The following is a 22884-nucleotide window of genomic DNA, read 5'->3' on the forward strand; positions in this document are numbered from 1 at the left end:
CTCAGGCCTTCCATTCGTCCCAGCGCTCAACGCCGTCATAGGCAAGCCAGGGTACCTCATGGGACGTCCAGATATGCGAGGTGGGCCGGGTGCCTGGGTCATCATCCAGCGTCGCCACCCGCACAATCACGTGAGGCTGATGCCCACGTTCGGCGATCAGATGTGAGCCGCAGCGCGAGCAGAAATGTCGGCGTTTGCCCGGTGAAGATTCAAAGCACGACAGCAGCTCTTCACCCTGCGTCCAGCGAAAATGCTCGCGCATCACCCCTGCCGTGGCGACAAACGCGGCCGCGTGCGCCTTGCGACAGCTTTCGCAGTGGCAGTGACTGATGGGCATGTCCAGGCTGTCCACCTGATAGCGCACCGCTTTGCACAAGCAACTTCCATTCAATGGGTCAGTCATAACCTATGGCCAGGTCAAGGATGGGGTCATCATCATCGCGCACAACTGAAGGTTGCGCATTGGTCGATGTCGCCTACTGTTCAATGGAGGAGGTGACGCATGCACGTATCAGATCGCATCGAACGAAAAGTCCTGCTCAACGCATCACGCAAGCAGGTTTGGGAGGCACTGACGCAGGCTGAGCAATTTGGTCATTGGTTCGGTATCGCGCTCAAGGGCAAAACCTTTGTTGCCGGGGAAACTATCGAAGCGCCGATTACCTACCCAGGCTACGAACATGTGGTATGGAAGGCCAGGGTCGAACGCATCCTGCCGCAAACGCTGTTCTCTTTCTGGTGGCACCCTTACGCGGTAGAAGCGGGCGTCGACTACGATGAGGAGACACCGACCCTTGTTGAGTTCACCATTGAGGATCGTGCGCCGGGCATCTTGTTGCGGGTCGTCGAATCGGGTTTCGATAACGTGCCCATAGCGCGGCGCCAGAAAGCCTTCAAGATGAACTCCCGTGGCTGGGATGAGCAGATGGGCAACATCGAAAACTACCTGAGCGAAACCCCACCGAAGTGATGGGATGCAGGGGGGAGGTCAGCCCCCCATGTTTTCACGCGTTTAGAAATCAATCGTCGCCGACAACTTCGCCACGCGCGGATCACCCTGGCTCAGGAAGCCGCCCTGGGCCGATTCCCAGTACTTCTCGTTGGCGACGTTCTCCACCGTTGCGCCCACTGTCACATCGCGCTCATCCAAAGTGAAGGTGTAGCGCGCACCCAGGTCGAAGCGGTTCCAGGCCGGCAGGCTCAGGTTGTTGGCTGCATCGGCGTACTGGCCGCCGGTGCGCAGCATGCGTCCGCTGAGGGTCACGCCTTGCAGGCCGGGTACATCCCAATCCACGCCGGCGTTTAGTTGGAATGAAGGCACGCCAATGGCACGGTTACCGTCATTGGCGCCGTTGAGGGTGCCCTTGAGTTCGGTCTTCATCAGCGTCACCCCGCCCAACAAGCGCAGGCCGCTGACCGGTTCGCCGAAGACGTTCAGCTCGACGCCCTTGTTGATCTGCTGGCCTTCACGCACGTAGCGCGCCGTGGTGGCGTCGATGGCCTCGGCATAACCTGCGCCAGGCTGCTCGATACGGTAGACACCCAGTGTCGCGCCATAGGTGCCCATGTCCACCTTGACGCCTGCTTCGATCTGCTTGGAGCGAGCGGGCGCATAGGCTTGCCCGCCACTGATGACCGTCAGTTCGCCTGATTTGAGCGGCGACGTCGGGCCCTGGGCCAGGCCTTCGATGCGGTTGGCATACAGCGACACATGCTCCCATGGCTTGAACACAATGCCGTACACCGGCGTGGTGATCGATTCGTCATAGTTGGCGGTACGGCTGCCGCTCATGTAGTTGAAACTCTGTACCACCATCTGTTGGCGGCGTGCGCCCAGGGTCACCAGCAGGCGGTCATCGAAGAAGCCCAGGGTGTCGGACACTGCTGCGCTGCGCACGAAAGTCTTGCCGGTGATGGTTGGATCGCTGAAATCGGTGCCCGGCGTGTTACGCGGGCTGTTCAACGTGGGCGGCGCGCCGGTCACCGGGTTGTAGATATTGGTTGGGGTAGACGTTGCTGCGGCGTTGAACACATAGGCATTGCGCGCTTCTGTCCAGATACCGGCCAGACCGAAGTTGAGTCGATGACTGACGGCGCCGGTCTGGAATTTGCCGTTCAGGCCGCCCATTGCGCTGCGATTGTTCTCTTCATGGGCGATGGTCGAGCGGCTCGCCAGGGCATTGCCGAGATTATCGCTCAGGGTCACTGACGAGTAGCGCCCCATCTCACGGCTGTGCTTGGCACCGGCTGCCGCGTAGGCGGTCCAGTTTTCGTTCAGATCGTACTCGGCGCGCAGCATTCCCAAGGTATCTTCAAGGTTGGTACTGCTCCAGCTCGGCGCATAGTTGGTATCTGCCGATGGCGCATCCGGCACGTGGGTGATCTTGCCGAGGAATACCGAGTTGCGTCCGCCGTTGATACGTTGCTTCTGATACACAAAATCACCGGACAGGCGCAACGCATCGCCGCGGTAGTCGAGGCCGACGGCAAACAGCTTCGAACGCTGGTTTTCATCCTCAATACCGGTATCGCCTTCGCGCTGCGACAGGTTGACCCGTGCGCCAAACTGGTTGTCTTCGCCGAAGCGCTGGCCAATGTCCAAGTGTTCGCCAATCCGACCATCGCTGCTGATATCGGTGCTGAACCGGCGCAGCGGCACATCATCGGCACGCTTGGGTTGCAGGTTGACACCGCCGCCGATCCCCGAGCCAGTGGGGGTGACGCCGTTGATAAAGGCGTTGGGGCCCTTGAACACTTCTACGCGCTCCAGGGCGTCGGTGGAGATGATCTGGCGCGGTAGGATGCCATACAAGCCGTTATAGGAAATGTCGTCGCCATTCAACGGCAGGCCACGGATCATGAAAGTCTGTGACTGGTTCGCATACCCCGAGGCCTGACGCACGGAAGAGTCATTGAGCAACACGTCGCCAACGGTTTCCGCCTGCTGGTCGCGAATCAGTTTCTCGGTGTAGGAGGACATGCTGAAGGGCACATCCATGATGTCCTGGTTGCCCAGTACACCCAATTGGCCACCGCGTGCCACCTGGCCACCTGCAAACTCGGGTGGCAATGCGGCGGGCGCGGGCGCTTCGGCATTGATGCTGGTAGCGCCTAGCTCCAGTGCGTTATCCGCACCCGCCGGCGGTGCCGCCTGCGCAGCAAAACTCAGGGAACAGCAAAGGGCGAGCAGGGTAGGGCGAAACGGCACAGCGGGAGCGTTACAGATGGGCATGATCGATCCTGACGGCGAACCGTCAACGGTGAGGAAGTGGACAACGACGTTGCGCTTCCTCACTGCGCGAATACGACTCCGGCGCAGATGATAGTAATTACTATTAACGATCTGCAACAAATTTATGAGGTGAACGTCTGGATGCGCGTTAACCTGCCGCATTTGCACGGATGCCGAGTAGAATCACGCCCTTAACGCGATTCCTGAGGTGCGGTACGGTGGATTTACAGCAGGGTTTTGTTTTGACCCGGCATTGGCGCGACACCCCGGCGGGCACGGAGGTCAGTTTCTGGCTGGCCACCGACCATGGGCCTCGTTGCATTCGCCTGCCCGCGCAGACCTCGGTGGTGTTCATCCCCGAGGCGTACCACAAGCCGCTCGATTGGCTGCTCAAGGGCGAGCGCGATCTTGAACTGCGCCCGTTGCAGCTGTGCGACTTCCACCATCGCCCGGTCTTGGGCCTTTATGCCCGCCAGCACCGCCAGTTGATGGACATCGAAAAGCGCCTGCGCACTGCCGGGGTCGATGTCTACGAAGGCGACATACGCCCACCCGAGCGTTACATGATGGAACGCTTTATCACCGCCCCCGTGTGGTTCGGCGGCACGCCCGACGCGTACGGCACCTTGCTCGACGCGCAGATGAAGCCCGCGCCTGACTACCGTCCGCAATTGAAGCTGGTGTCCCTGGACATCGAGACCACCGCCCAGGGCGATCTGTATTCCATTGCCCTCGAGGGTTGCGGCGAGCGCCAGGTGTACATGCTCGGCCCGCCGAACAAACCCGACGCGGTGGACTTCAAGCTCGACTACTGTGACACCCGTGCCCAACTGCTCGAGCGCCTCAACCAATGGCTGGCCACTTTCGATCCCGACGCGATCATCGGCTGGAATGTGGTGCAGTTCGACCTGCGCGTGCTCCACGAACATGCCCAGCGCCTGAACGTGCCCCTGCTGCTGGGGCGTGGCGGTGAGGCCATGACCTGGCGCGAACACGGCAGTCGCAACCATTACTTCGCCGCGGCGGCGGGACGGCTGATCATCGACGGTATCGAAGCCTTGCGTTCCGCCACCTGGAGCTTCGAATCCTTCAGCCTGGAAAACGTCGCGCAAACCCTGCTCGGCGAAGGCAAGGACATCTCCACGCCGTACCAGCGCATGGACGAAATCAACCGCATGTTCGCCGAGGACAAGCCGGCCCTGGCGCGCTACAACCTCAAGGACTGCGAACTGGTCACGCGGATTTTCGCGAAGACCGAGCTGCTTAAATTCCTGCTGGAGCGCGCCAGCGTCACCGGTTTGCCAGCCGACCGCAGCGGCGGTTCGGTTGCCGCCTTCACCCACCTGTACATGCCGTTGATGCACCGCCAGGGCTTCGTCGCACCGAACCTGGGCGACAAACCGCCTCAAGCCAGCCCAGGCGGGTTTGTCATGGACTCACGTCCGGGCCTCTACGAGTCGGTGTTGGTGCTGGACTATAAAAGTCTCTATCCATCGATCATCCGCAGCTTCCTGATCGACCCTGTGGGCTTGATTGAAGGCCTCAAGTATCCCGACGACAGTGAGTCGGTGGAAGGTTTTCGCGGCGCGCGTTTTTCCCGCACCCGTCATTGTTTGCCGTCGATCGTCACCCGGGTTTCCGAGGGCCGCGAAGTGGCTAAGCGCGAACATAATGCGCCGCTGTCCCAAGCCCTGAAGATCATCATGAACGCTTTCTATGGCGTGCTCGGCTCCAGCGGCTGTCGCTTCTTCGACACGCGGCTGGCGTCCTCGATCACCCTGCGTGGGCACCAGATCATGCGCCAGACCCGCGAGCTGGTGGAGGCCCAGGGTTACGAAGTGATCTACGGCGACACCGACTCCACCTTCGTCTGGCTCGGCAGCGCCCATTCCCCGCAGGACGCCAATCGCATCGGCCTGGCGCTGGTGCAGCACGTCAACGACTGGTGGCGCGCCCACCTGAGTGACGAATACGGCTTGCAAAGCGCCTTGGAGCTGCAATACGAAACCCACTTCAGTCGCTTCCTGATGCCGACCATCCGCGGCGCAGAGGAGGGCAGCAAAAAGCGCTACGCCGGTTTGGTCGTGCGCGACGATGGCAGCGAAGAGATGGTCTACAAGGGCCTGGAAACCGTGCGCAGCGACTGGTCGCCCCTGGCCCGGCAATTCCAGCAGGAGCTCTACCAGCGCATCTTCCATCGCCTGCCCCATCAGGATTACATCCGCGACTACGTGCGACGTACGTTGAGCGGCGAATTCGACGAATTGCTGATCTACCGCAAGCGCCTGCGCCGGCCTTTGCACGACTACGAACGCAACGTCCCGCCCCATGTACGAGCCGCGCGCCTGGCCGACGAATACAACGACCGCCTGGGGCGCCCGCGCCAGTACCAGCGCGGTGGCTGGATCAGCTATGTGATCAGCGTCAACGGTCCGGAGCCGCTGGAAGTACGGCAGGCACCTATCGATTATGACCACTACGTCACCCGTCAATTGCAGCCAGTGGCCGATGCGATCCTGCCGTTCGTGAATGACGACTTCGGCACCTTGGTGGGCGGGCAGATGGGCTTGTTCTAAACTTGATTCGGGATGGCCGCCAGCCAGGCCTGGCTGGTGCAAATCAAAATGCTGCGATAAGGAGCAAAGGCCCATGTACACACTCTACGGCACCGACGAATCCGGTTCCTGCATGATCGAAATTGCCCTGCAGCGTTGCGCGGTGCCGTGGCATCGCGTGGACGCCAGCTCCTGGCAGGAAGGCGAGGGCAGCGACGCGCTCGCGCGCATCAATCCGCTGAAACAGATCCCCACCCTGGTCACTCCCGACGGCCAGGTGCTGACTGAAAGCGCCGCTATCCTGATCCACCTGGGCCTGGAATATCCCGAAGCCGAGCTACTGGCCGGTAATCGCACGCAGATCCTGCGCGGCCTGCTGTACATCGCCGCCAATTGCTATTCGGCAATCGGCATCATCGACTACCCGCAACGCTGGCTGGGCAACGCGGATGAGGCGCTGCAAGCACAATTGATCACGGGCACGCGGCGCTATCTGCACCAGGCGTGGGTGGTGTTCGCCGAGCAGTTCGCCGACCAACTGTTCACGCCCACCGGTGTGCCGAATGCACTGGGAATCATGGCGGCGGCAGTGTCACGTTGGGATGAGGCGCGTGAGCAGCTCGCGAGGCTGGCGCCGGGCTTTGCCCAGACCCTGGAACGAGTGGACGCCGACCCTGTGGTCGCGCCCGTTTTTGCCCGGCATTGGCCGCAGTGGAAGTTCTCGTAACCAGAAGAAACAATGGCCCTGGTCAGCTTCCAAACCCTTGCGTAGCGGGCGTCCTGACCTACGCTACTCAAATTGATGTAGGAATCATCCTTGAATTTGGCTGTCGCAGACATGAAACTCAAGAACCCTGCATGGAATTCAAAGGAGGTGCGCATGCTCATCCGGTCGCTGACCCTGGCTACCTTGATGGCTTTTACGGGGCCGTTGCTGGCCGCTGATGATATCGATCCGCTCAAGCAGGACCTGGGCAAGGCTCGGCCGCTGGTGGTGGTGGAGCTGGATTCCGGCAACGACACTTTGGCGACTCTCAGGAAACAACTGGACGAGCCTGCCACTAAACAGTCCTTTGAAGAGCGCAGCATGGTGTTGTACACCGTGAAGTTCGGCAGCATCGGCGCCGAAGGTGAGAAGTTCGCCAAGGAAGCCAAGGACAACAAGAAACTTACGCCACCGGAAACCAACGCACTGATCCGTGCCCTCAAGCTGGGTGCCGGCAGTGGCACCAAGGTGATCCTGATCGGCAAGGACGGTGAGAAGAAGCTCGAGAAGACGGTGCCACCGGACACCCTCGACCTCAAGGAGTTTTTCAGCGCTATCGACCAGATGCCAATGGCCGAGAAAGAAGCGGCTGCGCCGACCGCGCCAGCTGCGCCAGAACCTGCACCTGGCAAGAACGCTCCCAAAACGGGTAAGGCAGCCAAGCAGGCTGCTCCTCAACAGCTGGATGACTAAGTCCGCGCAGGAGCTGGCTTACCAGCTCCTGCGCAGGCAGTTGCAGCGGTGGTTCTACTTCACGCTTTCCATGGTTTGAACCACCCAGCCAATCCCCCTAATACCAGTGCACTCGTCAAGGTACTCAGGCCCAGTTGCCAGCCGTCATTGTGCAGCGGGTGCAATATGACGGCTGCAAAGCCCAATAACACTGCACTCAGCCCCCATTGCAGCGGCCAGCCCAGTTGCCCAAGCAATTGCTGGCGTTGCATCAGCAGTAGATTGGTGACGACAACCCCGCCCAACGCCGCCAGTGCAATACCCGGCAGACCAAAAAAGTACGGCAACAGCAGCAGGAGTATGGCGTTGATCACACTGCCCAGCAGTTCGCACCGCAACGGCAGACGTGTGTCGCCGCTGGCATAGGCATAGCGGGCAAGCATGGCGTTCCAGGCGCCGAACACCAATGGCGTCGCGAACCAGGCAAGCAGCGCCGGCAATGGGCCGTCGGCGCTTTGGGCGGGCATCAGCAGATGAATCAGCACAGGGCTGGCGCCGATCAGGCCGAGGGCGGCGGGCAGGCTGAGCAGGGTTGCTGCATCAAGGCCCCGGCGCAGCAGAGCCAGGCGCTGCTGGCCTTGTTCGCCGCTCATCATGCCCAGCAGTACCTGGTTGAGGCTCATCAGGGCGATCAAGGGCAGATTGATCAGTTTGCGCGCCAGGTTGACCCAAGTGACGGCGCCTTCCCCCAAGTAACTGGCGATCAATCGCTCGAGCAATGCCAGGCCCTGGCTGGCGACATTGCTGGCCAGCAATGGTCCGATGCGCCCCAGCAATTCGCGGCCCGCCAGGCCGTCGCCAGTGACCTGCCACGGCCGCCAGCCGAAGGACCAGACCGGCGCCAGCAATGGCAGGCACATCAATACACTGCCGGCAAAAAAACTCATGGCCAGTTCGGCGCTGTCGCTTGCGCTGCCACGGATGAACAGGTACAGCACGGGCGGCAGGTTGAACAATAACGAGCCCAGCCCTGGCAGGACAAAACGTTGGCGTGCCTGCAACGGAATACTGAACAAGCCATGCATCACCAGGCCCGGTGCGCAGGCGGCCAGCCAGCGCAAGTTGGCGGCGGCTTCGGCGTGGGCCGCAGCGTCCAGGCCGGGACCGATCAGGCGCACCCACAGCGGCGCGCCCAGCGCCAGCACGGCAAACAGGCCCAGGCCCACGCCCAGCAGGCGTGGAGACAGGCTGGCCAGCCAGGCTTGCTGGCGTTGTGGGTCGCGTTGTTGATAAAGGGGCAGGGCTGCCGCTGCGAGCAAGCCGGCGGCCAGGGTCATGCGCAGCGCTTCGGGCAAAAACACCGCCACCAGAAACCCGTCGCTGCGACTACCGGCGCCCCAGGCCGCCACCAGCAGCCATTCGCGGGCAAAACCGGCCACCAGCCCGGCGAGGGTCGCCAGGGTCAGCCAGAGGGTGCTGCCGAACATCAGTGGAACAGGGTGAACAGGCCCTTGCCACCCACCTTATAGTTCAGATCATGGCAACGTTCACCCATGATTTTGGCGCCTGTACCGCCAATGATTTTGTAGGGGGCCACGGCCTTGGCCACCACGGTATTGGCGCTGATCACCGAGCCATGACCCAGATGGGTGCCGAAACCGATCAAGGCACGGCTGCCGATCCACACGTAGTCGTCGATGTAGATTGGCCCGGAAATCGACCAGAACTCCGGCGCCTGCAAATCATGACTGCCAGCGATGATCAGCACGTGAGAGGCAATCGCCACGTGGTTGCCGATCACCAGCCCGGCGCGTGCGTCCACCTGGCAATGCCAGCCGATCACCGAATCGTCACCCACCACCAGGTTGTGGATGCCCAGCACTTCGGTGTTACGCCATAGGCTTGAGCCCTTGCCGATCTTCGCGCCACCCAGGCGCAGCCAGGCAATACGTACATGGTGGCTGGGGATTTTGTTGATCAAGATGTTGTAGGCCATGTCCCAGGCGTTGCGCCAGCGATCCTTGATAGTTGCCCAGTTTTTGCCGTAGCGCGGCAGCAGCTGGCATGGCAGGTCCTGTTTCAGACGGTGGAACAGGCGGCGGGCCACCGGGTGCTCGAGGGCGGGTTCCAGGTCGATGGAGCTGATCCAGAAACGCTTGTTCTCGCCTTCGCCGTCTTCAAACACCACGTCGTTGGCCAGGCACCAATCCAGCGCTTCTTCCAGGTCGGGCAGGCTTACGCCGAGTTCACCGGCCAGCATAGGGAGGCGGTCGCGCAAATCGGTAGAGTGAATTATCCGGTGCTTCATGGTTGGTCATCCTTTGGCGCAATAACAGGAACAGTCGCGGTCACGGTGGGGCGCAGTCGCACCTGTTGCAGGCTCATGCCCATCAACAGCCAGAACAGTGCGATCAGTACAAAGGTGAAGCTGAAATAGTGGTCGAAAAGCCCCGTCAGCAGCGCTGCCAACACGCCACAAATGCATCCCAGCCACAGGGCGTTGTCGGCGGTGACCTTGCGCACCTGGCCCAGGGGCCGTACTTCCCGCCACCACAACACTGTGACGGTGATAAACAACAACATCCCTGGAATACCGACCTTGTAGATGAAGTTCAGCCACAGGTTGGAGATCCCCAACAGGTTGCTGCCGGGTACGGGCGGGTCGATCTTGAAGCCGATCCCCAGGGGGAATTTCGACATGGCGTCGGGGAACCTGGCGTACTCGTCGAAGCGGATTTCGGTACTGGCGTTGGTGGTCGAGAAGATGGTCATCAAGCGCTCCTGCAGCGGCGGGTAGAACATCACCAGCGCAACGCCAAGCGCCAAACCGATACCGATGATGCGCCCGCTGTTAGGCACGCGCTTGTAGGTCAGCCAGATCAAGACCAGCGCCAGGGCCACGATGGCGCCACGGGAAATGCTCAGCAGCAGGCCGGCGCAACCCAGCACCGCCACCGCCAGGCCCAGCGCCCGGCGCCAGCCGCTGCGGGTCCAGCCATAGAAGAGCGCCAGGGGGATAAACAGCACCAGCACGCCACCGGTCAGGTTCGGATGCACCCAGGGCGAGGCCATGCGCGTGTAGTTGGCGGAGAAAATATCCTTCACCGCTTCCGGGTGGGCGTACTTGAGGTCGGTGAGGATATCGATCATCGACATCGCGTTGCGTGTCTTCAGGAACATGAAAATCGACAGCAACAGCATCGCCAGGTTACCCAGCAGCAGGGCGACCACGACCTTGTCGCGGTCGGCGTCGGTGCGTAGCAGCAACGGCACGATAAACAGCAACGACAGGTTCATCAGCCAGCGCACCCAGTTCACCGGTCCATTGCCTTCGGCATGGATGATGACCATGCCCCAGATAAACGGAATGGTGCTGAACAGCATCAGCCACATCAGCGCGCGCTCGGTCGGACGCCACAGTATCAAGCCACGGGTCTTGCCGATAAACGACTGCCAGAACACCCCGACCCAGGTCAGCCCCAGCACCGCTTCACTCACGGTGGTGCGGATCCCCAGTTCCAAAGTGGTGTAGGGAATGCTGGTGGCCAACACGGCGAAAATCAGCAAGCCCCACAGGGGAAAGCGGATCAGGGTCAAGGCCACGCCCATGCCGGCCACGACCAGCAGGACCTTTATCGGCGACAGGGCCAGCAGCAAGCCGCCGAAGACCAGGCCCAGGAGCAGACTAACGAATTTTCCTGGCAGCATTAGCGGTCCAATTCCTTGAGCAAAGTGTCCAGACGCGAGCGATAGGCGGGCTCGGCAAATTGCCGGGCCCAGTCGATTTGCGGTTGCGGGTCTAACGTCGCCCCGTGGGCTGCCAGTTGCCGCATGACGTCGTGCAGTTGCCCGGTATTGTGTGGGTCGAAACGCGGGGCGCTGGGCGGCGCGACTTCATCGAGGGCGGAGCCGCGTGCCACAGCCACTGGCGTGCCGACACTCAAGGCTTCCACCACCGGCAGGCCAAAGCCCTCGGCATAGGAAGGCTGCCATAGGCAGGCGGCATGCCGGTAAAGTGCTTGCAGTTGGCCGTCCGATAAGCCGCTGCACCAATGCAGGCCCGGCAGTGCGCCGAGGTCCGCCGGTACATCGCTGGCGTGGCCTACCAGTACCACGTCCGGTACATCAGGGTTCGCCGCACGACAGGCCTGCCATTGACGCAGGAAAAACACCATGTTCTTGCGCGGCTCCCGGGTGCCCACCACCAACCAGTAACGCGCCGGCAGGCTTACCGGCAGCGGCTCTGGCGCTGCATTCAATTCGGGTACCAGGTTGCTCAGCACCCGGAACTTCGCCCGGGCCCAGGGGAACACGCGAGCGGCTTCGTTGCAGGAAAACTGCGAAGGGCACCACACCCGGTCAGCCTGCCACACCGACCAGGCAATCGACGCGCCGTCAATCAAGCGATAGGCCAGGGCCTTGAGCCTGGAGCGATGAAAGTTACGGTGGGTCAGCTGAAACAGGTCATGCAGCACCAGCACATAGCGGGTGCCGGCGGGTTTGCGGCATAGCGGCAAGCCCATATTGGCGGTGGCGATGTAGAGGTCGATCTGCTGCGCGTGCAAGGCCTTGGGCAAAAACCTGCGCTCGAAACCCAGGCGTACTTGTGGACGCTGCAGGCCGTCCAGTGGGCTGGCCCAGGCCGGGCAAACGGCGGTCTGGCGTTGCGGGTGGTCCAGGGGGGCTTCGCTGAACAGCAGCACCTCGGTATTGGCCCGTGCGCGCAGGGCGTGCTCCAGGGCCAGGACCTGGCGGGCGATGCCAGACGACGGCGCAACCGTGGCGGGGCGATAGTCCAGGGCTACGCGCATGGCTGCGGTTCCTTAGAAGTGAGCAAGGTGCGGTAGATGTGCTCAAGTTCGTTACCGGCCACCGCCCAGTCGTGATATTGACGCGCATAGACGCGTGCCGCATCGGCCAGTTGCCGGGCCAACGACGGTTCATCCAGCAGGTGCACTATCGCGTCGGCCAGGGCCTCAGCGCTTTCACCCGCCAGGTAATGGGCCTGTGGCTGTACTGCCAAACCGGAGACGCCCTGGGCGGTGCTCACCAGCGGCAAGCCGGCGGCCATCGCCTCCAGCACCTTGAGCTTGGAGCCGCCGCCGTGGCGCAACGCGGCGACAAACCCGGCACAGCGGCGTTGCAAGGCGCACAGGTCGGGAACGAATCCCAGCCACTCGATACGCTCATCCGGCCAGCGGTTGCGCCAGTGTTCGGGCAAGCCGTAACCGGCCACCGCCAGGCGCGCGTTCGGGCACTGCCGCCAGACCCTGGGGAAAATCTCCTCGAGCAGCCACTGCACGGCGTCCAGGTTCGGTGCGTATTCGTAATTGCCGACAAATAACAAGCGCTGGCTTTGCGCGTCGGCATTGACCTCGGCGAAGGCGCGGCTGTCGACCCCATTGACCACCACGCTCACCGGCGACGAGGACAACTGCCGCATGGCCTGGGCATCCGCCTCGGTCACCGCGATCACATGGGCGGCGGCATCGAATGCCTTGCGCTCCCACTGTCGGCAACGCCATTGGTCGTACTTCACGAACGGCTCGGCCCACTTGGGGAAGCGGTCGTAAGTGGCGCCGCCGAGGCTTGATTCCAGATTGTGCTCGGTCAGCACAAACGTGCGCCGACGCTGCTGCAAGGTACGCATGAACGGCTGCAGGCTGTAGCTGTGCTCCACCTGAATCACGTCCCAGTGTTCGGTCAACAGTTGTGCAAATTGCGCCTGCAACGGTGCCGACAAGCCATTGACCGTGGTCAACAGCGGCCACGGCGCGAACACCCCAGCGAGCAGGGTCAGCGGGTGTTTCAGCGGCCGGCGCGGCACCACGATCAAGCGCTCGAGCAATGGCTCAAGGGCTGCATGCGCCGCGTCATCGGCCGGCGTTTTCGATTGCGCCAGCAGCGTGATGCGATGCCCGCGCTCACTCAGGGTGCGCAGCAAATGGTACTGCCGGGTCTTGCCGCCGCTGGTGGTCGGCCACGGCAGATAGGGCACAATCCATAGGATTCTCATGTGTCGTTCTCCATGCCCGGCGCTACCACACCAGTATCTGCAAACTCGGCTTCACCACGGGGCGAATGCCATTGTCGTCACTCAGGGTTTGTCGGGCTCCGGTCAACGGGTCCAGCAGTTCAGCACGTTTAATCCCGGGCAGGCTGATGCTGCTGCCTTCGGCACTCCAGTACATCAGCAGGTGCTTGCCGTCAGGCCGAGTCCAGGCCACGCTGTAGAAGCTGTCCGGTATGTCCTTGAGCTGTGGCGTAGCGCCGGGTTGAAGAGTGGGGCCGGTGATCTCGAGGAAGCGGGCGAGGGCGGTGTACACCGGTTTCGGCTCGCCATTGAGGTCCAGCAGGCCGTAATGCTGGTCTCGCGGCGAGGCTCGTTCGTCAAGGTCGGAGAGGGCGAACAGGAAAATCTTCTGGTAGTCCTGGGACGCCATCAAGGCCAGGCGGCGCAAGGTGTAGTCGGCTTGCCCGTCGATACCGATCAGGTCCTGCATCTCCTTGGGCCCGGCATAGCTGGACCAGCCCCATTCAGTGGCCCATACCTGCTTGATCCCGGCGCCGTGCAGCATTGCATTGAGTTGATCGCCGCGCAGCAGCACTTCGTTCTTGCCCGGCTCATCGGTTTCCGGGGTCATCGAATAGGGGTGATAGGCCGCGACCATGCCCAGGGTTTGTACCCCCAATGCGCCGAGCGCTTCAAACATCAGGGTTTTGCCACGGGGCGGCATCTGGCTGTAGTACGCCATGCCGCCCATGACTTGCAGTTTGCCGGGCGCGGCAATATTCAAGGCCTGGTGACTGGCCAATAACAATTGCCCGTACTCCTTGGCGTTGACTTTTGGGCGCCAGTTGTTCGGCAGGTTCTGTTCGTTCCACACCTGCCAGGCATCAATATTCGGGTAGCGTTTGGCCAGGAGCGCCAGACGCGCTGCGTAGATGCCGGCGTCCCGTGGCCGATACTGGTCCTGGAACGGCGCGCCCTTGGGGGCGGTGGTGATAAAGGGCGCCGAACCCACCAGGTAAAACACCGAGCGGATTTTTTCGGCGCTCAGGGTGCGCTCCAGTTCATCGAAAGTGCTGAGCTGATAACCCTCTTCCTTGGGCTCCAGGCGATCCCAGTGCAGGTCGACCCGCACCCATTGCAATCCAAGCTTCTTATATTGGTTGATCTGCTTGCGGTACTGCTCGGGCTTGAACCACAGAAAATGCGCATTCACGCCAAGAAAGTCCTTCCATGCCACGCTGCGCTCCGGGGCCAGGTTCACCGGTTGCGCATCGACTTTTTCACTCGACAGCAGGGCGCCCCCGACGGCGATTGCCAGCACCAACGGCAGATAGCGCCACATCGGGCGAACGGTTGAAATCTTCATCGCAACGGCTCCTCACAAGCATCCCGAAAGAGTTCGGCAAAACGTTGGGCCGTGTTGGCCCACTGGCGTTGACGGCCGATTTCCCCAGCCCGGGCGGCCCATTGCCGGGCCTGTTGCGGGTCGAGGATCAAGCGGTTCAAGGCGTTGCTCAAGGAATCGATATCGCCCTGCTGATAGGTGATGCCGTTGCCGCCGGCCACTTCTTCGGCAAAGGCACGGGCGTTGGAGGTGATCACCCCGCGCCCGCAGGCATTGGCCCACGACAGCGCGCCGCTGGTGCCACGCATCAGCCCCAGGAAGCTGAGTTTTTTCGATTCACGGTAAGGCAATACCATCACATGGTGCGCCTGGATCGTAGCGGGGATCTGCGCCGATGGCAGGTCCAACTGCCAGTCCACCACATCCTCCAGATGCAGCGCGCTGATCTGCTGGCGCAGGCCGTCGAGGTAGTTGCCGGCCGGGTCAAAGGTCATTTCCGGGGCGGTGCCGCCGGCCAGGGTCAGGCGTATTTGGCCTCGGCATTGGGGGTGGGCGGCCAGTGACTGGGCCAGGGCCTGGAGCAGGTCCTCAATGCCCTTGCCGCGGTAGATAAAGCCGAAATACAGCAGACGCAACGGCTCAAGCGGCGGCAACGCCTGGGGCGCGATGGGCAGGTTGCCGTGGGCGATTACCGCCACTTGCTGCGGGCGCAGGCCCATGCGTTGGCGCAGGCAGTCGCCGCCCAGGCGGGTGAGGGTGATCAGGCGGCGCATGCCTTTGGCCAGGCGCCGTTCTTCGCGCAAGGTCAGCGGGTCGGCCAGCAGTGCCGCTGCCTGGGGCAGCGGGTGGGGCAGGCGTTCGAGCAGGGTCAAGGGGAAAAACAGTTTGGCCCGGCGCCAGATCAGACGCTCCGGATCATGCACCGTGGCGGTCAAGGGCAGGTGCGGTTGCGCCCGGCGCAGGTAACCCAGCGCCTGGAACTCACCGAAGCGTCCGCCCCCCAGCTCGGCATGGACCAGGTCCACGCCGCTCCAGTCAAAGGCCTGCAGGCGCCGCAATTGTTCAGGCAGGTCCTGGCAGCCCGCCAGCGGGGTCACCACCTCAAGGCCCAGTTCGATCAGCGCGTTACGCAAGTGTGCAGCGTAATCGGCGATCCCGGTCTGCTCCGGTGGCAGCGGTGCCAGCAGCGCGATACGCATCAGGCCGCACCGCGCCAGCTGTTGATTCGTGCCAGTACCTTGGCCGGCACTTCAAAGCGGCGGCGGTTGAGGATCATGCCGTCCACTTTGCCGAACGCGGTGGTCAGCAGCGACACAGCGTTTTCGATGGTCGGCACGGTGCTGGTGCGGGCTTCGATCACCAGCACGATCTGGTCGGCGCGGCGCAGCGTCAGGAAGGCCTGGGGATTGGACGACAAGGCCGAGGCATCCAGCAACAACACTTCACCCGGCGTGGGCGCGTTTGCCCCATCGACCGAGACGCGGTGGCCACGCTCCTCCAGCAGGCGCTTGAGCTGCTCGACGATAAACGTCACGCCCTCGCCATGTCGCGCCGAGGTCAGGCCCAAGGCAAAGCCTTCACTGGCGATGCGCTCCAGGGGCAGCAGGCTGTACAGGCGATAGAGGCTGGCGGTGACGGCTGCCGGCGTTGCGTCTTGCACATCGGGAATGCTGCTCCACAGCGGCACTTGGAACATCTCCTGCAACCGGGTGCCATCGTGAATGCGCTGGTCCAGCAGGTACAGCACATAGATGGTCAACAAGCCCACGGCCACGCCGGCGGGAATGGCGAACAACAGAATCAGCAGGCTCTTGGGAAACACGCGTGACGGGTTCAGGGTGGCGTGTTCGATCAGGGCGATGTTGCTGATCTGGCTGTTGTCCAGTTCATGGTCGATTCGCGCCTGTTCAAGATTGTCCGAGTACAAGGCGTAGCTTTTTTCGGCGGCGCGCAGTTGTTGGCTCAGCTTGTTGAGTTCCGGCTCATCGGTCATCGCCTTGTCACGCTGGTCGCGCAGCTCGGCGAGGGTCTTGTCGTAGTTCTCGATTTCGCCGGCCAGCTTGCGCTCTTGCAATTGGGCGTCGATCACTTGCTGCTTGATGTTGATCACCAGGCTGTTGGGCGCGGTGTTTTGCGAGCGCTCAAGGCGTGTGGCTTCCTGGGCGCTGAGGGCTTCCATGTCGCGGATGTTCTGCTCGATCTGATTGACCTGCGGGGTGCCCGGCAGATAGGTGCGCAACAGGCGTGCCCGCTCCACTTGCAGCGCATTGAGCTGGCGCTTGAGGTCCAGTTGGGTGGGGTTGAGGCTGGTTTCGCGCATCGTCACCACGTCCGCCGGCTGACTCTTGATCTGCTGGCTGGCGTTGGCCAGGAGGCTGCGAATCCCCGAGATCTGGTTTTGTGCGCTGACCTTGGCGTCGGTGACGCGGTCGATCTGGCTGGTGAGGTTCTTCAGGCGCGCATCGACACTGATCGAATCGATCTGCTTCAGACGGCCTTGCAGTTGGTCCTTCAGGCTTTGGATATTTTCCGCCACCTTGGCGCGCTCGGTTTCATAGAAGGTATGCAGACTTTTGCGCCCGAGGATCCGCGCACGTTCCTCAAGGTAGGCATTGACCCATTCCTCGACGATTTTTTGCGCCACCGCCGGGTCGTCCCAGGTGAAGGAAATCTCGATCACCGAAGAGCCCGGCTCGTGACCGGCTTTGAAGTTCTTCTCCAGCGAGGTCGCCAGGCGCTCAAGCGGGCTTTGTTTCTCGGCAAGGCCTACGAACTGCAGCACGCTGCGCACGCCATTGATCACTTCGCCAACGCCTTTCTTGACGTAGAACTTGGTGACCTTCCAGAAGCCTTGTGGCGGTTCGGATGTCATCGCCATATAGCGCTCGGCAACGATATGCACAATGGGCCGGCCGGTGAGCATTTTTTCCTCGTCGACAATCGGGTCGTGCTGGGTGCTCGGGGCGATCAGCGTCTGGCGGTTGGCGGCTTCGATCGGCAACGTGGTGTTATCCCGCCCCGGCTTGACCAGCAAGCGCGCGTCGGACTCGTAGCGAGCCGGCAACAGGAAGGCACCCAGCACCGCGACGACGATCGTGGTGATCACTGCCAGTTTGAATTCGCGGCGGTAGATGAAAAACAGCCGCAGCAGGTCGCGAAGAGAGCGGATTTCGATCACAGGATCACTCCGTTGGATAGATGTTGTTCGTCGAATGAAATCGGCGTGCTCAAGTGATACAAAGCCTGCGTCATAATCATTGTGGAGCGCTGATATAGGTATCGCCGGACTTGTTGCCATTGAGCTGATAATTCAAGCCCAGACCAACCCCTTTGCTAACCGGAAACAGCTTGGTGAAGTACATATCCACAGCCTCCACCGTCGCGCCGATGCCCGACTGCGGCACAAAGATCAAATCGCCGCGCTGCAGCGCCACCCGCGGGTGATTGGCGTTGGTCAACATGCTTTCCAGGCTGATGAAATACGTCCTGTACTTGCCATCCGGGCCGGTGCGCATCAAGGCCACGTTGGAGGCATCCGCCGAGGGCAATACACCGCCGGAACTGAGCAGCGCCTGCTCGACGCTGACGTTGCCGGCCAGGTCGAAAAACGCCGGGTTGGGCACCGCGCCGCCGATAAACACCTTATTGCTCGGTGCGCTGGCGATGTTCACCGTCACCGCCGGTTCGCGGTAGATGCGCTTGTACTTCTCGGTGATTTCCTTGCCCAGGTCTTCGGGCGTGCGCAGGGCCGCCTTGACCCGGCCAATGTTGGGCACCGAGATCACGCCGTCGGGGCGTACCACGAACACCGTCATGTCATCGGCCGCCGCCGGTTCCTGGGCATCGCGCACGATCCGCAGCGAGTCGCCGCTCTGGATCAGCACCTGCGGCGGCGGCAGGTCGGCCAGGGTCAGCGCCGCTTGATGGCCGGCCTTGAGCGTATTGTCGTCAGGAAGCGGCACCCGCGCGGGGGTCGAACAACCCGCCAGCCAGATTGAGGCACTCAAGAGGCTGAACAGGGTAAGACGGGAACGTCGGTTAATAGTCTTCATGACGGCTCAAGTCCAGTAGGTGGAAAACATGCCCACGCGCCGTTTAAGCGAGTTGGGCAAGTAGCGTTCAAGGTGGCCGAGGCGATAACCCAGCAATTTAAAGGCACTGCGCACCACCACTTCGGGCGCGCGATACAGCGCGTTGGCCTCGCGCAATGCGCGCAGTTCGGCCAGAACATAACGTTTGCCTTCACCGCCGGCGTCGCCAAACGCCTGGCGAATCCACGGCTCGCGGCCGTAGAACACACCGATATCGAAGTAGCGGCGAAACTCTTCCAGCAAGCGGTAATCGTGGGAGTGATACACCTGCGCGCTGGCGGCGTAGCGCACCTGGTAACCGGCCAGCAGCATGCGGGCGGCCACATAGGCGTCTTCACTGCCAATCACATCCTGGGGGAAACCGCCTACCGCGCTCAGGGCGCTGCGCCGGTATACCGAAAACGAGTCGGAGCTGAAGCAGGTCTTGATGCCCAGTTGCGCTGCATCGTCCAGGCGCTTGGTGCGGCTGGTCGCCGGGTAATTGAAGTGCCTCGACTGCGCGCCGAGCACGCCGGCGCCGGGGTGCGGCAGCTGCCGTCCATAGGCCACGCCATTGAGCGGGTCCAGTTGCAGCTCGCTGATCAGGTTGGCGAAGGTCTCGGCGGTGGCGGGGATGGCGTCCTGGGTCATCACGATCAAGGCGTCGCCGCCCACCTGTTCACTGGCCCAGCGCCGGGTGCCGCCGTGGTTGAAATCACCGGCATCAATCACTTCCACGCGCGCGCCGAATTCGCGCAAGCGCGCCACGGTGTCATCGCTCGATGCGCTGTCGACCACCAGCATCTCGTCCGGCTGCAAGGTCTGCATGCGCAGCGCTGGCAACAGGCGGTCCAGATGGCTGGCCGCATTGCGGGTGGGGATGATCAGGGAGGTACGCATCAGGGTTTCACTTCCACCGGCGCGCGGCCGTAGATGTCGTCATAGCGCACGATGTCGTCTTCACCCAGGTACTCACCGCTCTGTACCTCGATCATCACCAGGTCGATGATGCCGGGGTTGGTCAGGCGGTGTTTGTGCCCGGCAGGAATGTAGGTGGACTCGTTCATATTGAGCAGGATTTCCCGCTCGCCATTGGTGATCATCGCCGCGCCGCTGACCACCACCCAATGCTCGCTGCGGTGGTGGTGCATTTGCAGGGACAGCGAGCCTTTGGGCTTGACCACGATGCGCTTGATCTTGAACCGCGTGCTTTCTTCCAGCACCGTGTAGGTGCCCCATGGGCGGGTGACGGTGCGATGCAGGCTGAACGCCGGGTGATTCTGGCGCTTGAGTTCGGCGACGATATACCGCACATCCTGGCTGCGATGGGCGTCGGCGATCAGCAGTGCGTCCGGAGTATCGACGATGATCAGGTCGCGCACGCCCACTGCACCGAGTACGCGCTTGGGCGAATCGATATAACAGTTATGCACGTCGTGCAGGATCGCCTCGCCATTGATCTGGTTGCCATTGTCGTCACTGGGCGTGAGTTCGCGCAGGGCTTCCCAGGAGCCGATATCGCTCCAGCCAATGTCGCAGGGCACGACCGCGACCTGGGCGGATTTTTCCATCAAGGCCACGTCGATGGAGATGTCCGGCGCGCTGCCGAAACCTTCCGGGCTCAGTTCGCGCTGGCGACTGCTGCTGTTTTGCAGGGTCTGGCTGTGCTCGAGTGCGGCCTTGGCAGCGTCCAGAACTGCCGGGGCGTGGCTGACCAATTCTTCCAATAGGGTGGCAGCCTTGAAGCAGAACATGCCGGCATTCCACAGGTGCTTGCCGCCGTCCAGGTAGCCTTGGGCGGTGGCCTGATCGGGCTTTTCGACAAAACGCTGCACCCGAAACCCAGCGCCCAGTGCCGGCCCTTGTTCGATATAGCCAAAGCCGGTTTCTGCTCGGTCAGGCTGGATGCCAAAGGTCACCAGGTAACCGGCCTCGGCCAATGCGCGGGCTTTTTCCACCGCCTGGGCAAAGGCGCCTTCATCGAGGACCAGATGATCGGCCGGCATCACCAGCAACTGCGCGTCTGCGCCAAAATGCTCTTGCACGTGCAAGGCGGCCACGGCGATGGCGGCGGCGGTGTTGCGGCCAAACGGCTCCAGCAGCAGGTCGAGGCCCAGGCGCTGGGTGTTCACCGCGCGGTAGTCGTCCAGGGTGCGAAACAGCAGGTCGCGGTTGGTCACGGTCAGGATGCTGTCGACGCCCGGTAAGTGACTGGCCCGCAGGAAGGTCTTCTGCAACAGGCTCTGGTCGTCACGCATGCGCATGAAGGGCTTGGGCATGTTCTGCCGCGAAACCGGCCACAGCCGCGTGCCCGAACCACCGGAGATGATGCACGGGATCAATCCGTTAAGAGGGTTCATCAATAGACTTCCTTGGTGGAAAGGACGGCCGGAACCGTCATGAAAACGATGTACAGATCCAGCCACACCGACCATTTGGCGATGTATTCCAGGTCGTATTCGACTCGCTTCTGGATTTTGAACAGGGTGTCGGTCTCGCCACGGTAGCCGTTGATTTGTGCCCAGCCGGTGATGCCCGGCTTGACCCGATGGCGCGAGCTGTATTCGCTGACCGCTTGCTCGAACGGAATACCGGCGGCCTTGGTGGCCGTGGCGTGGGGGCGTGGGCCGACCATCGACATATTGCCCAGCAGCACGTTGAACAGTTGTGGCAGCTCATCGATGCTGGTCTTGCGAATGATCCGGCCGACCCGGGTGATGCGCGGGTCCAGGCGCGTAGTCTGGTTCTCGGCATTGAGGTCGGTCTGCTCGACGTACATCGAACGGAACTTGAACACCCGGATCAGGTTGTCGTTGTAGCCAAAGCGCTTCTGGCGAAACAGCACCGGGCCCTTGGAATCGAGTTTGATCGCGATGGCCGTCACCAGCATCAGCGGTGACAGCAGCAGCAGGCCCAGGCTGGCCAGCAGCAGGTCTTCGCAACGCTTGATAAAGGGCGACCAGCCGCGCAGTGGCAACTGCGACGTGTTGAACATCAGGATGCCGCCCACATCGGTGATGCGGTTATGGCCATAGCGCAAGGCGGCCATGTCCGGCACCAGCATGACGTTCACCGACATCTGCCGCAGGCGCTTGACCAAGCCATTGATGCGCTGTTCGGCGGCCCAGGGCAGGGTGATCATCACTTGGTTGACCTGTTCGGAGCGGATCAGCTTTTCCAGGTCGCGGGTATTACCCAACAACGGCAGGCGGCTCAATTCCTTGGGAATGCGCTCGGTACGGTCGTCGATAAAACCGATCAGGCCGGAACGGATATCACTATTGCGCGACAGGTGTTCGGCCACGTGGACCGCCGTCTCGGTAAAGCCCAGGATCACCGTGCGCTGCAAGAACTTGCCGTTCTTCATCAAATGGCGATACAGGCGCAGCATCAATATCCGCTCCACGCCAAACAGCACCAGGCTCATGGAGAACCAGGCCGCCAGGTTGCGTGGGCTCAACTGCGGGAATAGCAGCAAGATCTGGTACATGAACAGCAGGATGCAGAACGCCGAGACCCAGGCCACCAGCATCACGCGAAAACGCAGGCGATTGCTGAACAGATCCTCGGAGTACACCCCCAGGGCCTGGAATAGAATGATGGTCAGCAGCGCAAAGAACACCAGCAGGCCCAGGTAGTGGTTGCGCATGTGCTCGGCGACAGGTTCCGGATAGAACAACAGGATAATTGCCGGCACCACAGCAGTGAGGCCGTGGATCAGTTTTACAAAGACGACAAAAAACTCAACGAAACCGGGACGAGTCAAAAACAGGCTATCGACCGACGATTTACCGCGCATAGATCAGATCCTCAATACACCACCAGAACGTTCCTGTTCGTTTGCTCATCCATAAGGCAGGTTTGCTTTACAAGTGGTGCAAAATCGAACGACTGCTGTCGCTGGGTAATACGTAATGCCTGTTCGTGCGCAGGAATTTACGGGGTGATGGCTAAATAGTGGCTTCCTTGAGGTTCCGTGTCAATGATTTGGCTTTTTTCGCCGTTGCCATCAATGGCTCTCATAAGGCCCCCATGATATGACGCTTTATTGACATTGGTGGGCGTTCTTTCAGAATAATCGAGAATTGATGCTGGCTTTTTGGAGTGTAGGAACAAACATGGGGATTTGCCTGACGGCGGAAAAAAGCTTTCTGACGATGTAGGAGGGGGAAGGGCAAGACTTTTTAGTAGGAGCGAGCTTGCTCGCGAAAAACGTCAACAATAACGCGTG

Annotated in this window: 18 protein-coding genes; 4 read left to right on the forward strand and 14 right to left on the reverse strand. The window is 61.6% G+C overall.

Annotated features, from left to right (window positions below; genetic code table 11):
* Nucleotide 1 precedes the first annotated feature (1 nt).
* Nucleotides 2-403, reverse strand: coding sequence for a GFA family protein (locus tag QYQ93_RS10465; protein ID WP_043050969.1), 402 nt, complete (start codon nucleotides 401-403; stop codon nucleotides 2-4).
* A 99-nt stretch (nucleotides 404-502) separates the two neighbouring features.
* Between QYQ93_RS10465 and QYQ93_RS10470 the strand changes: the two genes are divergently transcribed.
* On the forward strand, nucleotides 503-970 hold the full coding sequence (locus QYQ93_RS10470; RefSeq protein WP_043050968.1) for an SRPBCC family protein: 468 nt from the start codon (nucleotides 503-505) through the stop codon (nucleotides 968-970).
* Between the two features lie 42 nt (nucleotides 971-1012).
* On the opposite strand, the gene QYQ93_RS10475 is transcribed toward QYQ93_RS10470, so the two are convergent.
* A complete protein-coding gene (locus QYQ93_RS10475) occupies nucleotides 1013-3232 on the reverse strand; it encodes a TonB-dependent siderophore receptor (RefSeq protein WP_338476860.1) in 2220 nt (739 codons plus the stop codon).
* 218 nt (nucleotides 3233-3450) lie between these two features.
* Between QYQ93_RS10475 and QYQ93_RS10480 the strand changes: the two genes are divergently transcribed.
* From QYQ93_RS10480 to QYQ93_RS10490, 3 genes are all read left to right on the forward strand, one after another.
* Nucleotides 3451-5808, forward strand: a complete 2358-nt coding sequence (locus QYQ93_RS10480; RefSeq protein ID WP_338476861.1) for a DNA polymerase II — start codon at nucleotides 3451-3453, stop codon at nucleotides 5806-5808.
* A 73-nt stretch (nucleotides 5809-5881) separates the two neighbouring features.
* Nucleotides 5882-6514 carry a glutathione S-transferase gene (locus QYQ93_RS10485; protein WP_338476862.1) on the forward strand — a complete coding sequence of 211 codons (633 nt, stop codon included), beginning with the start codon at nucleotides 5882-5884 and terminating at the stop codon, nucleotides 6512-6514.
* A 153-nt stretch (nucleotides 6515-6667) separates the two neighbouring features.
* Nucleotides 6668-7246 carry a DUF4174 domain-containing protein gene (locus tag QYQ93_RS10490; RefSeq protein WP_043050964.1) on the forward strand — a complete coding sequence of 193 codons (579 nt, stop codon included), beginning with the start codon at nucleotides 6668-6670 and terminating at the stop codon, nucleotides 7244-7246.
* 59 nt (nucleotides 7247-7305) lie between these two features.
* Here the strand turns inward: QYQ93_RS10490 and QYQ93_RS10495 are convergent, their stop codons facing one another.
* The 12 genes from QYQ93_RS10495 to QYQ93_RS10550 form a co-directional block, all read right to left on the reverse strand.
* Nucleotides 7306-8712 (reverse strand): lipid II flippase MurJ, encoded by a 1407-nt coding sequence (locus QYQ93_RS10495; protein WP_338476863.1) that lies wholly within the window; start codon nucleotides 8710-8712, stop codon nucleotides 7306-7308.
* Entirely contained in the window at nucleotides 8712-9533 is an 822-nt protein-coding gene (locus QYQ93_RS10500) for an acyltransferase (RefSeq protein ID WP_057014453.1), read from the reverse strand. The genes QYQ93_RS10495 and QYQ93_RS10500 overlap by 1 nt, the downstream gene beginning before the upstream one ends.
* Nucleotides 9530-10933, reverse strand: coding sequence for an O-antigen ligase family protein (locus QYQ93_RS10505; protein ID WP_338476864.1), 1404 nt, complete (start codon nucleotides 10931-10933; stop codon nucleotides 9530-9532). The genes QYQ93_RS10500 and QYQ93_RS10505 overlap by 4 nt, the downstream gene beginning before the upstream one ends.
* On the reverse strand, nucleotides 10933-12036 hold the full coding sequence (locus tag QYQ93_RS10510) for a glycosyltransferase family 1 protein (protein ID WP_338476865.1): 1104 nt from the start codon (nucleotides 12034-12036) through the stop codon (nucleotides 10933-10935). Before QYQ93_RS10510 ends, QYQ93_RS10505 begins: the two co-directional genes overlap by 1 nt.
* Nucleotides 12027-13241 (reverse strand): glycosyltransferase family 4 protein, encoded by a 1215-nt coding sequence (locus QYQ93_RS10515; RefSeq protein ID WP_338476866.1) that lies wholly within the window; start codon nucleotides 13239-13241, stop codon nucleotides 12027-12029. The genes QYQ93_RS10510 and QYQ93_RS10515 overlap by 10 nt, the downstream gene beginning before the upstream one ends.
* Nucleotides 13242-13263: 22 nt before the next feature.
* The gene (locus tag QYQ93_RS10520; RefSeq protein ID WP_043050958.1) at nucleotides 13264-14604 is read right to left on the reverse strand and encodes a beta-xylosidase; all 1341 of its coding nucleotides are present in this window, start codon (nucleotides 14602-14604) and stop codon (nucleotides 13264-13266) included.
* Nucleotides 14601-15782: a glycosyltransferase gene (locus QYQ93_RS10525; RefSeq protein WP_338476867.1), complete on the reverse strand. Its 1182-nt coding sequence runs from the start codon at nucleotides 15780-15782 to the stop codon at nucleotides 14601-14603. The genes QYQ93_RS10520 and QYQ93_RS10525 overlap by 4 nt, the downstream gene beginning before the upstream one ends.
* Nucleotides 15782-17761 (reverse strand): exopolysaccharide transport family protein, encoded by a 1980-nt coding sequence (locus tag QYQ93_RS10530; RefSeq protein ID WP_338476868.1) that lies wholly within the window; start codon nucleotides 17759-17761, stop codon nucleotides 15782-15784. Before QYQ93_RS10530 ends, QYQ93_RS10525 begins: the two co-directional genes overlap by 1 nt.
* A 76-nt stretch (nucleotides 17762-17837) precedes the next feature.
* On the reverse strand, nucleotides 17838-18635 hold the full coding sequence (locus QYQ93_RS10535; RefSeq protein WP_338476869.1) for a polysaccharide biosynthesis/export family protein: 798 nt from the start codon (nucleotides 18633-18635) through the stop codon (nucleotides 17838-17840).
* Nucleotides 18636-18641: 6 nt separating this feature from the next.
* Entirely contained in the window at nucleotides 18642-19553 is a 912-nt protein-coding gene (locus QYQ93_RS10540) for a glycosyltransferase family 2 protein (RefSeq protein ID WP_217882051.1), read from the reverse strand.
* Entirely contained in the window at nucleotides 19553-21013 is a 1461-nt protein-coding gene (locus QYQ93_RS10545; protein ID WP_338476870.1) for a mannose-1-phosphate guanylyltransferase/mannose-6-phosphate isomerase, read from the reverse strand. The genes QYQ93_RS10540 and QYQ93_RS10545 overlap by 1 nt, the downstream gene beginning before the upstream one ends.
* A complete protein-coding gene (locus QYQ93_RS10550) occupies nucleotides 21013-22452 on the reverse strand; it encodes an undecaprenyl-phosphate glucose phosphotransferase (RefSeq protein WP_043050952.1) in 1440 nt (479 codons plus the stop codon). The genes QYQ93_RS10545 and QYQ93_RS10550 overlap by 1 nt, the downstream gene beginning before the upstream one ends.
* Nucleotides 22453-22884: the final 432 nt, after the last annotated feature.

The organism is Pseudomonas khavaziana, from assembly GCF_036704165.1.
GTDB classification, from domain to species: Bacteria; Pseudomonadota; Gammaproteobacteria; order Pseudomonadales; family Pseudomonadaceae; genus Aquipseudomonas; species Aquipseudomonas khavaziana.

Excerpts from the sequence above, each read along its gene's own strand:
- QYQ93_RS10465 (WP_043050969.1), bottom strand. The coding sequence starts at position 403 with ATGACTGACCCATTGAATGGAAGTTGCTTGTGCAAAGCGGTGCGCTAT.
- QYQ93_RS10470 (WP_043050968.1), top strand. The coding sequence starts at position 503 with ATGCACGTATCAGATCGCATCGAACGAAAAGTCCTGCTCAACGCATCA.
- QYQ93_RS10475 (WP_338476860.1), bottom strand. The coding sequence starts at position 3,232 with ATGCCCATCTGTAACGCTCCCGCTGTGCCGTTTCGCCCTACCCTGCTC.
- QYQ93_RS10485 (WP_338476862.1), top strand. The coding sequence starts at position 5,882 with ATGTACACACTCTACGGCACCGACGAATCCGGTTCCTGCATGATCGAA.
- QYQ93_RS10490 (WP_043050964.1), top strand. The coding sequence starts at position 6,668 with ATGCTCATCCGGTCGCTGACCCTGGCTACCTTGATGGCTTTTACGGGG.
- QYQ93_RS10495 (WP_338476863.1), bottom strand. The coding sequence starts at position 8,712 with ATGTTCGGCAGCACCCTCTGGCTGACCCTGGCGACCCTCGCCGGGCTG.
- QYQ93_RS10500 (WP_057014453.1), bottom strand. The coding sequence starts at position 9,533 with ATGAAGCACCGGATAATTCACTCTACCGATTTGCGCGACCGCCTCCCT.
- QYQ93_RS10505 (WP_338476864.1), bottom strand. The coding sequence starts at position 10,933 with ATGCTGCCAGGAAAATTCGTTAGTCTGCTCCTGGGCCTGGTCTTCGGC.
- QYQ93_RS10510 (WP_338476865.1), bottom strand. The coding sequence starts at position 12,036 with ATGCGCGTAGCCCTGGACTATCGCCCCGCCACGGTTGCGCCGTCGTCT.
- QYQ93_RS10515 (WP_338476866.1), bottom strand. The coding sequence starts at position 13,241 with ATGAGAATCCTATGGATTGTGCCCTATCTGCCGTGGCCGACCACCAGC.
- QYQ93_RS10520 (WP_043050958.1), bottom strand. The coding sequence starts at position 14,604 with ATGAAGATTTCAACCGTTCGCCCGATGTGGCGCTATCTGCCGTTGGTG.
- QYQ93_RS10525 (WP_338476867.1), bottom strand. The coding sequence starts at position 15,782 with ATGCGTATCGCGCTGCTGGCACCGCTGCCACCGGAGCAGACCGGGATC.
- QYQ93_RS10535 (WP_338476869.1), bottom strand. The coding sequence starts at position 18,635 with ATGAAGACTATTAACCGACGTTCCCGTCTTACCCTGTTCAGCCTCTTG.
- QYQ93_RS10540 (WP_217882051.1), bottom strand. The coding sequence starts at position 19,553 with ATGCGTACCTCCCTGATCATCCCCACCCGCAATGCGGCCAGCCATCTG.
- QYQ93_RS10545 (WP_338476870.1), bottom strand. The coding sequence starts at position 21,013 with ATGAACCCTCTTAACGGATTGATCCCGTGCATCATCTCCGGTGGTTCG.
- QYQ93_RS10550 (WP_043050952.1), bottom strand. The coding sequence starts at position 22,452 with ATGCGCGGTAAATCGTCGGTCGATAGCCTGTTTTTGACTCGTCCCGGT.